Annotated in this window: 12 protein-coding genes; 4 read left to right on the forward strand and 8 right to left on the reverse strand. The window is 52.6% G+C overall.

Annotation, left to right across the window (positions count from 1 at the left end; all coding sequences use genetic code 11):
* Nucleotide 1 precedes the first annotated feature (1 nt).
* Nucleotides 2-373, reverse strand: coding sequence for a CopC domain-containing protein YobA (gene yobA / locus CKK19_RS15395; RefSeq protein ID WP_063853557.1), 372 nt, complete (start codon nucleotides 371-373; stop codon nucleotides 2-4).
* A 137-nt stretch (nucleotides 374-510) separates the two neighbouring features.
* Between yobA and CKK19_RS15400 the strand changes: the two genes are divergently transcribed.
* From CKK19_RS15400 to exoX, 3 genes are all read left to right on the forward strand, one after another.
* Nucleotides 511-741, forward strand: coding sequence for a DNA polymerase III subunit theta (locus CKK19_RS15400; protein ID WP_003859784.1), 231 nt, complete (start codon nucleotides 511-513; stop codon nucleotides 739-741).
* 111 nt (nucleotides 742-852) lie between these two features.
* Nucleotides 853-1491, forward strand: a complete 639-nt coding sequence (locus tag CKK19_RS15405) for a nitrilase-related carbon-nitrogen hydrolase (RefSeq protein ID WP_023300434.1) — start codon at nucleotides 853-855, stop codon at nucleotides 1489-1491.
* A 24-nt stretch (nucleotides 1492-1515) separates the two neighbouring features.
* Complete coding sequence (gene exoX, locus CKK19_RS15410; protein ID WP_063853558.1) at nucleotides 1516-2178, forward strand: exodeoxyribonuclease X; 663 nt, start codon at nucleotides 1516-1518, stop codon at nucleotides 2176-2178.
* Here the strand turns inward: exoX and ptrB are convergent.
* Nucleotides 2160-4235: an oligopeptidase B gene (gene ptrB / locus CKK19_RS15415; protein WP_063853559.1), complete on the reverse strand. Its 2076-nt coding sequence runs from the start codon at nucleotides 4233-4235 to the stop codon at nucleotides 2160-2162. The genes exoX and ptrB overlap by 19 nt on opposite strands.
* Nucleotides 4236-4310: 75 nt before the next feature.
* The gene (locus tag CKK19_RS15420; protein ID WP_022648470.1) at nucleotides 4311-4961 is read right to left on the reverse strand and encodes a tellurite resistance TerB family protein; all 651 of its coding nucleotides are present in this window, start codon (nucleotides 4959-4961) and stop codon (nucleotides 4311-4313) included.
* A gap of 171 nt (nucleotides 4962-5132) precedes the next feature.
* Between CKK19_RS15420 and purT the strand changes: the two genes are divergently transcribed.
* Nucleotides 5133-6311: a formate-dependent phosphoribosylglycinamide formyltransferase gene (gene purT, locus CKK19_RS15425; RefSeq protein WP_063162943.1), complete on the forward strand. Its 1179-nt coding sequence runs from the start codon at nucleotides 5133-5135 to the stop codon at nucleotides 6309-6311.
* Nucleotides 6312-6372: 61 nt separating this feature from the next.
* Here the strand turns inward: purT and CKK19_RS15430 are convergent, their stop codons facing one another.
* The 5 genes from CKK19_RS15430 to CKK19_RS15450 are packed head-to-tail and all read right to left on the reverse strand — an operon-like array spanning nucleotide 6373 to nucleotide 13390.
* Nucleotides 6373-7767, reverse strand: coding sequence for a hypothetical protein (locus tag CKK19_RS15430; RefSeq protein WP_063853560.1), 1395 nt, complete (start codon nucleotides 7765-7767; stop codon nucleotides 6373-6375).
* Nucleotides 7767-8024, reverse strand: coding sequence for a PAAR domain-containing protein (locus tag CKK19_RS15435; RefSeq protein ID WP_074174391.1), 258 nt, complete (start codon nucleotides 8022-8024; stop codon nucleotides 7767-7769). Before CKK19_RS15435 ends, CKK19_RS15430 begins: the two co-directional genes overlap by 1 nt.
* A gap of 12 nt (nucleotides 8025-8036) precedes the next feature.
* The gene (locus CKK19_RS15440; protein ID WP_063853561.1) at nucleotides 8037-8756 is read right to left on the reverse strand and encodes a hypothetical protein; all 720 of its coding nucleotides are present in this window, start codon (nucleotides 8754-8756) and stop codon (nucleotides 8037-8039) included.
* A gap of 9 nt (nucleotides 8757-8765) precedes the next feature.
* A complete protein-coding gene (locus CKK19_RS15445; protein ID WP_063853562.1) occupies nucleotides 8766-10880 on the reverse strand; it encodes a DUF3274 domain-containing protein in 2115 nt (704 codons plus the stop codon).
* Entirely contained in the window at nucleotides 10877-13390 is a 2514-nt protein-coding gene (locus CKK19_RS15450; protein WP_225455180.1) for a type VI secretion system Vgr family protein, read from the reverse strand. Before CKK19_RS15450 ends, CKK19_RS15445 begins: the two co-directional genes overlap by 4 nt.
* Nucleotides 13391-13557: the final 167 nt, after the last annotated feature.

A 13557-nucleotide genomic window follows, 5' to 3' on the forward strand; every position in this document is an offset into this window, starting at 1 on the left:
ACTATTTCACGCTAAAGTGATAGCTGCCCTTGGTTTTGTGGCCGTCCACGGAGACCACATGCCAGTCCACCGTATAGATGCCGGTCGTCAACGGTTTCTCAAGAGGAACAATCAGCTTTGCGTTATCCTTCTCGTCACGCTTCACCGCGCCGGTCTGGATTTTGTGCTGCTGCGCGTCCGTCACCACGACGCCGCTGAAGGCAGGTTCAATGCCTTCCGAGAAATTCAGGGTAATGACGTCGGGTGCCGTCGCGACGGTATTTTCCTGCGGGGATTGTTGCTTAAGGTGCGCATGGGCCAGAGCTGATGGCGCGATTGCCGAAGAGAGCAGAAACACCAGCGCACACGCGACGCGGGAAGGGGTAAAGTGCATCACAATCATTCCTTTTCGTTATGCCTGAATGCTAAAGAATAACTCTGTATAATTAACGAGTCGAGGAACATCCTTTGCTCCCTTGTCATCGTTGAACAATCGCGGTAACGTTGCCGCCGCAGAAAAAGGAGAAGGAAATGAACGTTAACCTGGCCGCCCTTCCTCAGGACGAGATGGACAAAGTGAATGTCGATCTCGCCGCCGCGGGGGTCGCATTCAAAGAGCGTTACAACATGCCCGTCGTGGCTGAAGTGGTAGAGCGTGAACAACCCGCGCATCTGCGCGACTGGTTCCGCGAACGTCTTATTGCGCATCGCCTCGCCTCCGTTAATCTCTCGCGCCTGCCGTACGAACCTAAAGTTAAATAAGCTTAACGTCCCGTTACACTTCCTTACGCGTTATGTGGCAGGATAAGAAAACCCTGATAAATTTAGGTGTAATCTTAAAATCCCAGCGACTTAGTGTATAAGGAAGTCACGATGTCACGATGGACTATTGCCGCGGCTCAGTATGCTCCGCGGCACAACTGTGTTGATGAGCACGTAAAACATCACCTGCACTTTATTGCCGAGGCTGCCTCGCATGGGTGCGATTTAGTCGTCTTTCCGGAGCTTTCGCTTACCGGCCCTGGCGGAACAACCTTACCCCCACCCCCCGACGATTTGCAGCTTGCCCCCCTCCTTCACGCGGCGCAGTCACGTTTCATCACGGTGATTGCCGGTATTACGCTCCAGCAACAGAAAGGACTCGCGCTTTTCACCCCTAACCTGTCGACCATCCGGCGTTATCCGCAGGGTAACGGTGCGGGTGTTATTCCTGGCAATAAACGGTTAACCATCGTTGATAATCAGGCTGACGCCCCGGAACTGGACCCAGAGGCAACACTATTCACCAGCAGCCTGGCGGTGGGTGAGCAACGCTGGCGGCAATCCATCAGTTCGTTACAACGCTTCGCGCATAAGTACGCCATCGCGGTATTAATGGCGAACGCGCGCAGCGGTAGCGCGTTATGGGATGAAAAAGGTCAGCTGATCGTGCGTGCCGATAAGGGAGAGTTGCTGTTAACCGGTTCTTTGGGCCGACAGGGTTGGCAAGGGGATATCATTCCATTAGGCTAGGCATTTTAGGATCAGGAGCGATCAATGCTGCGCGTTATCGATACCGAAACCTGCGATTTGCAGGGTGGAATTGTGGAAGTCGCCTCTGTCGACGTGGTTGACGGAAAGATAGTCAATCCAATGAGCCACCTGGTGCGCCCGGACCGTCCCATCAGTGCGCAGGCGATGGCAATTCATCACATTACGGAATCGATGGTGGCGGATAAGCCGTGGATTGAAGAGATCATCCCTCTTTACCACGGTAGCCAGTGGTATGTCGCCCATAACGCCAGCTTTGACCGCCGCGTGCTGCCGGAGATGCCCGGTGAATGGATTTGCACCATGAAGCTGGCGCGCCGTCTGTGGCCGGGGATCAAATACAGCAATATGGCGCTGTATAAGTCGCGCAAACTAAGCGTGCGGACGCCGGAAGGACTGCATCATCACCGCGCCCTCTATGACTGCTACATCACCGCAGCGCTCCTGATTGATATCATGAATACTTCCGGCTGGACGCCGGACGATATGGCGACCATTACCGGCCGCCCCGCCCTACTGACCACCTTCACGTTCGGTAAATATCGTGGAAAACCGGTATCGGAAGTGGCGGACAACGATCCGGGCTATCTGCGCTGGCTGTACAACAACCTCGACAGAATGAGCCCGGAACTGCGCCTGACGCTGAAGCATTATTTAGGCGAAGCCTGAGTTCCCGCGCGGCCTGGCAGCGTATCCTGCGCCAGGCCAATCAAAAAGGCGTACTCCAGCGCCACCCCTTCATAGGATTTAAATCGCCCTGATTTCCCTCCGTGCCCCGAGTCCATATCGGTACACAGCAGCAGCAGATTATCGTCAGTTTTTAGCTCACGCAGCTTCGCCACCCATTTCGCGGGCTCCCAGTACTGCACCTGGGAATCGTGCAGGCCGGTGGTCACCAGCATATGCGGATAGGCTTTCGCCTCGACGTTATCGTACGGGCTGTACTCTTTCATGTAACGGTAATAGGTTTCATCCTGCGGGTTCCCCCACTCCTCAAACTCCCCGGTGGTCAGCGGAATGGTTTCGTCCAGCATGGTCGTCACCACGTCCACAAACGGCACCTGAGCGATAACGCCTTTAAACAGTTCAGGCCGCTGGTTTACCACGGCTCCCATTAACATGCCTCCGGCGCTGCCCCCCATGCCAAAGCAGAGTTGCGGATCGCCATAACCCTGCGCGATCAGCGCATCGCAGACATCAAGGTAGTCATTGAAGGTATTTTTCTTTTTGAGAAATTTTCCGTCTTCATACCAGTGCTGACCCAGCTCGCCGCCGCCGCGAATATGGGCAATCGCATAAACAAAACCGCGGTCGAGCAGGCTCAGCCTGCTGCTGCTGAAATCGGCGTCCATGCTGGATCCGTAGGAGCCGTAACCGTAGACGAGGATGGGGTTTTTACCTTTGTTGAAGTGATCCTTGTGGTAGACGAGAGACACGGGGACTTCAACGCCGTCGCGCGCGGTCACCCACAGGTGTTCACTGCGATAATTTTCCGACTCAAATCCCCGGACCTCAGCCTGTTTAATCACCTGACGCTGCCCGGTGTCCATATCCAGCTCAAACAACGTGTCCGGGGTAGTCATTGACGAATAGCCGTACCGCAGGCGGGACGATTCCGGTTCCGGGTTAAAGCCGATCCACGTCACGTAAGCCGGGTCATCGAACGCAATGCCCACCACTTCGCGGGTTTTGCGGTTGATTTGGCGGATACTGGTCAGTCCGCGCTGACGCTCTTCCACCACCAGCCAGTCGGTAAACAGGGTGAACCCCTCCAGCATCACCTGATCGCGCGCAGGAATTAACACTTCCCACTTCCGTTCATCGCGCACTTTGGTTTTATAAAGGCCAAAGTTTTTGCCCTCGCGGTTCGAACGCAGGTAAAAGCTGTGCTGGAAGTGATCCAGACTGTACTCATGATCTTTACGGCGCGGCAGGAAGCATAACGGCTGGGCATCCGGCAGTTCGGCATCCAGCAGCAGCACCTCAGAGGTGGTGGCGCTGGCAAGGAAGATAATCACGTAGTGGCGAGACGAGGTTTTATGCAGGCTGACGTAGAACGTCTCGTCTTTTTCTTCATACACAAGCTCATCGTCGGCGGAATCGGTCCCCACCGTATGACGCCAGACCTGATAAGGTAGCAGCGTTGAGGCATGCTTTTTAACGTAGTAGACCGTTTCTGAATCGTTACCCCAGACGAAATCGGGGGAGACATTATCCAGCATTTCGGGATACCAGTTTCCCGTTTCAAGATTGCGGAAACGCAAACCGTACTGGCGGCGGGAGAGGTAATCCTCAGCCAGCGCCATAATGGCGTTATCGGGGGAAATGGACATGCCGCCCAGCGTATAAAACTCACTGTGGGCAGCACGTTTGTTAGCATCCAGCAGGTTCTCCCATTCGTCCCACTCGGCGCTCAGCACAGACTGGCGCTGGTAGATGGGATATTCGTTTCCCGGCTCATAAATATGGCGATAGCGATAACCGTTTTTGCACCACGGGGCAGAGACATCACGCTGGGGGATACGCTGCACCATTTCGTTCAGGAGCTGATCCTGAAGCGCCTGCTGGCTGGCCATGACCTGGCGGCCATAGTCGTTTTCCTCGTGCAGATAGTCGAGCACCTCTGGCCGGGAACGAGAATCGTCCCGCAGCCAGTAGTAGTTATCGATACGCGTATCGCCATGCGTGGTGATCGCATAAGGAGTACGTCGGGCTTTTGGAGGCATGGCATTCTTACTTTTTCGTTTTACATCCTATAAGGTTGGCAAAACACGCGTATGATGCAAGCGAAACATGGCCTTCTAGCCCGCGAGGGTCTGCTTCTGCTGCTGAATATCCTGCTCAATTCCCTCACGAACGTCCTGTGGGATCTTCAGCGCATCACCCAGGGCGTTCAGGTAGCTGCGCTCCATAAAGTGATCGATATCGATGGCAGCACAGCTCAGAAAATAGAGTTCCAGCGCCTCTTCTTCGTTTTTCACGCTTTGCGCCAGACGCTGCGGATCGAGCGGCTGTTCGATGGCCTGCGCCACCAGCGCCCTGCCCTGCTCCTCAACGCCCGCTTCCCGCATCTGCTGTTCAATTGCGGCACGTTCACTGGCATCAATATGCCCGTCGCTCTTGGCCGCAAAGACCAGGGCGAGGATCAGGCGCTCGGTGCGTAAATCTAACGGCGATACCTGCTTCCCGTACTGCGGTTCATCCTGATGCGCGTTGCGCACCTTGTCTTTGTATTTGTTCCATAAGACGGAGCCTGCAATAGCCCCTCCGCCCGCCAGCAGCGCGCCGGTACCGTATTTGGTAAGCAGTTTCCGCGATGATTTATTGGCAACCAGCAAACCGGCCAGCCCGCCGAGCGCACCCGGCACAAGCAGCTTGCTCAGACCCTGCTCGCCGGACGACGAGCCTTTTTGTCCCAACAGGGATTGCAGTTGATTCATCCAGCCTGACATATTTTTCCTCACGTAACAGTGCGTAACCTTCACAGCCTAAGCGAGCGGGTGTCAGGAAATGTCTGTCAGTGCTAAAGAAGCGCAAATTTCCCCCGTGTCCGGTTATTGCCATACAAGACATACGCAAACGTTTTCGTTTATACTGCCCGCATCTTTTTCAGGGGGATTTTTATGACTCGTTTAGGAACCGCGCTGCGTCCTGCCGCGACGCGCGTCATGCTGTTGGGATCGGGTGAACTGGGTAAAGAAGTGGCCATTGAATGCCAGCGTTTGGGTGTGGAAGTGATTGCGGTGGACCGTTACGCGAATGCGCCCGCCATGCACGTCGCGCATCGCTCGCACGTCATCGATATGCTTGACGGTAATGCCCTGCGGGCGTTAATTGCCGACGAAAAACCGGATTTCGTGGTACCTGAAATTGAGGCCATTGCCACTGAGATGTTGGTTGCCCTTGAACAGGAAGGCCAGCGCGTGGTGCCCTGTGCCACAGCGGCAAAACTGACCATGAACCGGGAAGGCATTCGTCGCCTGGCGGCAGAAGAATTACAGCTCCCGACCTCCAGCTACCGTTTTGCCGGGGATAAAGCTGCGTTTCTCCAGGCCGTAGAGGAGATTGGCTACCCGTGCATCATTAAGCCGGTAATGAGCTCCTCTGGCAAAGGGCAGAGCTTTATCCGCGACAGCAGCACGCTGGACAAAGCCTGGGACTATGCCCAGCAGGGCGGCCGTGCCGGTGCCGGGCGCGTCATCGTAGAAGGCGTGGTGAAATTTGATTTTGAAATTACCCTGCTCACCGTCAGCGCCGTGGATGGCGTTTATTTCTGCGACCCGATTGGTCATCGCCAGGAAGACGGCGATTATCGCGAATCCTGGCAGCCGCAGCAGATGAGCGCGCTGGCGCTGGCACGCGCGCAGGAGATCGCCCGCAAAACGGTGCTGGCGCTGGGCGGCTACGGCCTGTTCGGCGTGGAATTGTTTGTTTGCGGCGACGAGGTGATCTTCAGCGAAGTCTCCCCTCGCCCGCACGATACCGGGATGGTCACACTGATTTCGCAGGATCTCTCTGAGTTCGCGCTGCACGTACGTGCTTTCCTCGGCCTGCCGGTTGGCGGCATCCGTCAGTACGGCCCGGCAGCCTCGGCGGTGATCCTGCCGCAGCTGACCAGCCAGAATGTCACCTTTGATAACGTCGAAGGTGCGGTTGGTGCAGGCTTACAGGTCAGACTGTTCGGCAAACCGGAGATCGACGGAAGCCGTCGTCTGGGCGTGGCATTAGCAACCGGGGAAAACGTGGACGAAGCCGTCGCGAGAGCGAAAATAGCGGCCACTGCGGTAAAAGTGACAGGGTAAATAACTAAAGGCTGGCCAACTAAGCGACCAGCCACATAGCATGATTAACGTTGTTTCGTTTCTATCGCTTCCATTCGTATTCCATGTCCTCGTAGGCTTCATTCGTTTTCGAGATGAAAACAAAACTACCGAGGCCTATAAAAATAACGAAGGGAATGATTATGCTCGCAATCAGTTCCCAGATTGCTGGCGGATCGTTTTGCGCCAGGAAACTGATACGATAGGCAATGAGGGATAACACGCAGAATAAAGCCGCCATCCCCGCAGGATAAAGGGGATTACTCCAGTTACACCAGGTAAGTTTTTTTGGGATAGCTGTCTTCATGGAGGAAAGCGCAGTAATACAAAATTTGTTTTTGTCTGAATATGCTACCAGTTGCTCCCCCTGGGCATATTTTACCGCATCCGCCGCAAATGCCAGAGCCAGCCACCGATACCCGGCACTCTTTGCGCCCAGAGAGGCATCGATATCCAGCCGTTTCACCGTGAGCGCTTTTTTGTCCAGTGCCTGCATTAATGGATATTTTTCAATACAGGATAGCCCGGTATACCAGAGATTTTTCGGCGTAAGTACCGAACCCGTCTCAAGGAAGACCGCCATTTTGTCCTCTACATCAGTCACGTCAGACATAGGCTGATATAAATATACCGGTTTTTCGCCCTCCTCCCGGACATAATGACTGGTCAGCAGGAATGCACATGCATTTTCCATGCTCTTTGATTCGCCGCTTTCTTCATGTAAATGAACGATAACAATCAACCGGTTTTCAACTCTGTAATCAGATAAGTTCATCCATTGGCTAACGATCGCGTAGTCAGGACATTCTGTGCTGTACTCAATTTTACACGTGCTGGCCGTTTCAATACCCAACCGCTCCAGAGTGCGCCTCAGTTCATCAATGCAGGATCCACTCCCTCCGTGAACCCAGACAACGGTTTCAAAAATACGGTAGTTATAGTCCTTCAATTTTTCTGCCATCGGATCCAGTAAGCGGTAAAACATCTGTTCATTCCTGGTCTGGTCGAAGCGATCTTCCAGCTGAATATTAACCGGCGTTTTCGGTGCCAGCGGAAATTCGCCTTCCAGTTTCAACATATTCAGCGCGGGTTGCTCCAGGGGGGTTATTGAAGACCATGCTGCGATAGCCATATTTTTCCGCGCATACGCCTTTAAATTAATCTCCTGCTCTTTTGCTATGAATTTTCGGGTTTCAGCATAATGAATGTTGGCGTCATGAAATATGAAACTTGTAAAAACTAACAACGACACAACACAGATGGGCAGAATAACTGAAGGCACAAAAAAGAGAACCGTAACGTGTTCCTGTTCAGGCCAGGTGAGAGCCCGGATCGCGAGGCCCATTGCGACGGCTATCACATAGAGGAAAACAATCATGACGACTGGCACAGTGGAAACCGAGTCTGGCTGTTTTTTGTATAACCACCACGCGCGCATTACGAAGCTCCCGCCACAGGTAAGGTACTTTTGATTTCACATCCACACGCCGCACGACAGCCATCTACCACAACCCCACGGCCATGCATGGTCCAGGTTGGGTGACATTCAGTGATTGCGAACGTCCCTTTATGGAGCGGACACTGCACAAGATCATCTTTCAAGGCCACGGGCTGACCCATAAAGTCTGCCCCAGAGGCCTTAGTGACTTTTCCTCCGCTTATCAGCGGATCGTTTAACCTAATGACGCCTTTCATCACTTTATCTCCCTATTTTCCCGCATCCATGTTGCATTGCATATGATCCCAGCCGGTATAGCCCTTCACGTCGGGTACGCTGTCGGGTAAATCTTGCCAGTTAGCCTTAAATTGCTGCGTGCTGTGCTTAAGCCCCTGCTTAGTCATATAGACCATTCCCCAGGCCCAGCCAGGGAAACGGGGGTCCAGCGTATCGCTTACTTTATTTCCCATTCCGTCATCCACGGTATAGGCAATCCCCGGCCCACCGGGCAGAATGCGCGGGTCTTCAAATGGCTTTGATGACATATACAACCGGTGTTTGGTCAGTAAAAAGCCCTGATCGTTGACGACGGTGAAAGATATGACATCATCATAATAAGGAGCGTTACTTCCATCAGGTTCATTGCTCCCTGGTGACATAGATGCACCACCTCTTTCCCACGTTTTCCCATAGTCTTTTGATACTGAAAAACCACCAGTAACATTTCCCCACCACGGAATAGCAAGATAGTGCTCTGAAGGATGCACGAATTTTTTGGTGAAGATTCGATAAAACTGACTGGCAATTTGTGAATGGATACCTTTCTTAGTATCGCTAAACCAGAGTTCACCTTCGCAATCCCAGCCTTTCAGTTCGAGATAACGATGATCATCGAACCGGTAAACAACCTGTGTCGGCGGTTCTTTCGCCTGGCATCCGGTTGCCAGCACCACTACTGCGGCTGACAGACCCATACATAATTTTTTCATGCTCAATCCTTAAGCCAGCTGACTCTCACTCTTGGGTTTCGGCATATCCCATTGCAGGTTTGCTATTTCCTGATTTCCAACAGCCAGATCGCGGGACGGTTTAACCATTGCGGAATTGTTAAAGTGGTTCTTTACCCCAAATACTCCTGTCGGTAAAACCTCGTCAGGTTTGTTCATGTAGTTTTTTGTAAATTGCTCATTGAGTCGTCCCGTTTTGTAATAATCTTTCGCAAATTGATAACCGTTCTGCGGATCGCGCCAGTCTGCCCGATGTAACAACCCTTCCCAAAATTTCCCTGCCTGATAATCGAATGATTTGCACTGCCCAATAGCCAAATCAAACGCCATAGCGTGCGATGGCGCAAATTCGCTCATCACAATAGAGGAGTGCTGGCTGTAGCCCACCGGGTCTATTTTCTGCCATTCCGCTTGCAGTTCTTCCGATGTTTTCTTCCAGGTAAGTGTGACTAACTGAAAATCTCGCGAACCTGACACCTCACCATAAATAACCTCATGCTTACGTTCAAAACTCTCTTCTTTAAGCTCTGAAGCAGATAAAACGTGACCGGGCTGCCAGCCAATATTTTGATAGCGGTTCACAGCAAAGGTTGTCGTTACTGTGCGCTTAATGGCGCTGGCTTTGGCGGAATAGGAAATGTAGGCGTCCGGGCTGTCCGGATCGACATAATAGGTATACGGTTTATCACTGGTTTTAGGATCGTTATCCGGGTGATTATCCTCCCCCTGGAGTTTGAAAATAAAAGGTTCCGGTAACTCCTCACCGTTTATTACCACATCGCGAGCGCTGTAACTGGCGTTCGTGAGAAAGGCATATTTTGCATCCCCCTCATTTCGCGGTGGTAGCTCAAAGGGGTTAGCATCAGGTATGTTTCCTACTTCACCATGCTGGTAAAACACGCGCTGAAACAGATTCGGTATATCACTGGCAATATTCTGAGGAATGCCCCGCCAGCCAACCCCCTGCACATTCTCCAGCGACACGACGCCATCATTCGGGCAAAAGTAGTTATACACTTTACCGTCGTTGCTTCGGCAATATCTGTCATCCGTTCGTAGCGGATTATCGGAAGGTTTACGCAGGGTACAGGAGGCCTCCAGAGCCAGTAATTTGCTCTCTGCCATTTTCCCGCCACCTTTCCATTGCGTATGCATCAGGCGACAGAAATTTTTAAATGTCTGCTGTCTGGCATCGTCGGTCTGTTGATAACCCGGCTGAATATTTTCAGCCACGCGCGACTTAAGAGAATACGGTGAGTGATTAAGAATCACACAGTTTACCGGAGCATACCCGGCCTGTTTCACCAGCATATTTGCCAGCATAGTAATAATCGTGCCCTGACTATGGGCCACAATGTTAATCACATCTTTCGCCGTAATCGGCTCACTTCGAATCTGAATAATCAAATCCGCCAGCCGTTGAGCGGCAAAAAACTGGTAAATGCGGTGCGGGTTTTCATAAATGGGATGGGTAAAATCGCCATCATTGAAGTGCAGCGAGGCAAATCCCGCAGCGGCAACGCCGAAGCCACCGGCGCCGGGTCCCAGCATATCCGGGATCGTCGTCGTTGCGTTGGCAAAGGTCCCGCCCCCCTTGGCAAAACTCGTATCAAGTGCATTTTTAAAGTTATCGTTCTGGTACTGAAACGGCCCTTTCCCGTCATTACCCAGCGACTTTTTATTCGTCTCGTTATCTTCCTGGTACGCATCATAGGGCAGATGCGCTTTGTCACTCAGCTTCCCGACTTCCTCCCGGTAGCGCTTCTGGTCCGCCCGGTAGTCAGCATGCGTAACCGGTTTATATCCCCAGTAAAACGGGATGATGGGGGAACGCCCGGGAGTGATAATTCTGTAGTCTTTCCATTCGTGGGCGTAAAAATCCTGCCGGTTGAGTCGCTTACCCAGCCCGACAAGTATTCCTTTCTCCTGATTCTGGTAAGCTTCACCCACGTCGTTCTCGCCATGGACGAGGATCACAATGCCGGGCATCGGACGCGGTATCCCGACGTTGCGCGTCTGGGCGACTTCGCCCAGGGTTTTGTGTACCGGAATATCGCCTTCTGATACCACCCGTGGAGCGTAGGGTTTTGTCTTCGCCTCCGTCATTCCATTATCTCCATTTTATAGCTGTCGAGGTCGTCAGCATCGAGCAGTGTTGAACGACCGGAGCTGTCCGTCACGCCTTCCACCACCTGACCGGATGCACTGGTCAGCCTGAATTTTTTGTTTGCCAGAATTTGCTCCGGATCATCGCAGGCGTGCAGTTTGTAGCGAAGTTTAAAGGCGCCTTTGTCAAAGGATGGCGTCGGTACCGACACACTTTCCGGACCGTCGTATTTCAGGCTCGGCGCTTTGAGCTCAATGCCCGTCGGCGAGAAAATCGTGACCAGTCCGGTCGGGCTGATACGGATCCCGCCGCCCCCGCAGACAAACTGCATTCCCTTTCTGGCACTGCCGTTCATTATCCCGGCGGTTCTCGTCAGCGTGAAATCCTGCTGCGACAGCATGTGCATTTCGCCCCGCTGCGCCTGCGTCGTAATATCCCCCGCACCGGCAATCATCTGGATGCCGAGTTTGCGGGCAAACAGCGACAGTTTTTCCCCTACGGCCAGCGAGAATTTTTTCGCCACATTCACGCTGGCATTCCCGCCCGCTGTGGCAATCAGGTCTTTCCCAGCTGACAATTGCAGGCTGTCCGGCGTAACCTGCGCAATTCCACTTTTTCCATATGCCAAAATACCGGGCTCCGCGAGATGACTCAGCGTCTGGCTGAGCGCATTTTGCCGATCGGTTTCCACATTACTCGCACCTGCCGTAAGCGCACTTTGTTGTAGGGTCATCGCCAGCGATAACGCCTTTTCGAGTTGTGCAATAGCCGCTGTCATATCCAGTTGCTTACCCCCCGCGCGGGGCTGTGCTTCCGTGGTGATCATCACGCCTTTGGCAGCACGCAGCGCCATCCAGTCGTCGGTGCGAGCCTCCACACCTTCCCCGCGCTTTTTGCCCTCAGCATCAACCAGGTGGCCCACACTCACTTGCCCTTTGCCGTACTCGGTAGAGATTTTGATGTGTTCCTGCCCGCGACGATCTTCAAGACGGATCTTGTTTAACGCGGCCGTGCGGATCACGTTTCGGGTATCGTTACGGTTTGTGACTAAATCCGGGTGGCTGCCGTCGTGCATGACATGGGCGATAAAGGGTCTGTCCGGGTCGCCGCCTTCAAAACCTACGGCAACTTCAGTCCCCTCCAGCAACGGAAAGTGAATACCAAAAGTGTCACCGGCGTACGGCCTGCCGAGGCGTACCAGGGCGCTTTCAAATCCGACCCGTTTTTCATCAAGGTCAAAATCGAACTTAACCCGGTAGCGCCCAACCGCATCAAGTCCGGCATAGGTTTTATCTCCCCCGATAGCCATCACTCTGGCGGGCAACGTTCCGGCTATCACCGGCCGGGATATGTATTCAGGACGGAAGCTATAGCCGTGGATATAGGGGATCCCAGAAAGTACGGCGCGATAGTGTTCAGCACGGCTGCCGCGGATAGTCATCGCAGTTATCACAAACCCGGACTTAAACCCGTCAGGTACAGGCCCTGCAGGATAAAACATTATGCCTGGCTGAAGCTCGGGATCGCTGGTTGTCGCCCCTAGAACACTCTGTCCGTTCAACAGGCGTTCATAACGCAGACGGGCGTAAAATGCGGCGGTTTCCGCCTCTTCACCGTGAAAATCCCCCGCAGCAAGATAGTGATCGGCATAGTGATAGTGTTGGCCTGTCGTTACACCTTCGGGAATATCGCTCGTTTTAACGGTCTTATCCGTCTGCGGCGATTGCGGGTCACGGTAGTTATAAGTGCGAACCAACACATTTTTTGGGATCAGGCCGTGCTGCTCCTCCAAATCGGTGATGTATTCGTTATAACTGGTCATGCCTGAATGTCGGACATAAGGCATCTGTTTGTCGCTGAAGTTGTAACGACGCGCAGAATCCCCAAAAATAACGACGGTTTCCGTTTTCACTTTGTTGTGATTCTCAAAACGGAACCAGATCCCTATCTCTGCCAGCAGCCGACCGATGAACCGCAAATCGGTTTCTTTCCACTGAACGATCATTTCCCGTCGTGGATAGCTGTGGCTCAGTTGGTCAAAATCAATGTTGTAGCCGTCAAAGTGACCACTGTCCTTCATCAGCTTTGTAACGAGCTCCGGGACTGTCATGTTCATGTAAACCGCAGAACGGTAATTTTGATCCAGCAGCGCCAGCTCATGCTCCAGCACGCATTCATACAGTGCTTCGTCACCTGAAGACATCAGCCGGGAAAACTGGGTGATCGTGCCATTTATCTGGCGAACCGGCAGCCAGGAGGTTTGCCCATGCCATGAGGCTTCCAGATTGGGTGCACGCAGAATAAACTCAGCCCTTTGATTAAGAACAGCATTAATGGCAATGTTTTGATCCGGACTGGTAAAGCGAATGGTATAGCGATAAGGCTCGCTTAATATCTCTTTTCCTGTAAAAGAATGAACATCAGAAATAACATTTTTGCTACGCGGGAAATACAATAAATATCTGTTTAACGTGTCCCACCGTTGAGCCACCTCAGATTCCCCTGACATTATTATCTATCCTTTTAACAAACATTCCGTTTATTAAAAACAATACACCTATCGCTCTCCTATTAAAATACCCAACCTCAAGTTGAATTGACTCAAAGGAAGTAATATTATTCACAGAATAAATAAAAAGAGCCCAGGCAATCTCATCACAGATAAATTAAGAATGA

The sequence above is a fragment of the Enterobacter sp. CCUG 70166 genome (genome assembly GCF_020224095.1).
Taxonomy (GTDB): domain Bacteria; phylum Pseudomonadota; class Gammaproteobacteria; order Enterobacterales; family Enterobacteriaceae; genus Enterobacter; species Enterobacter intestinihominis.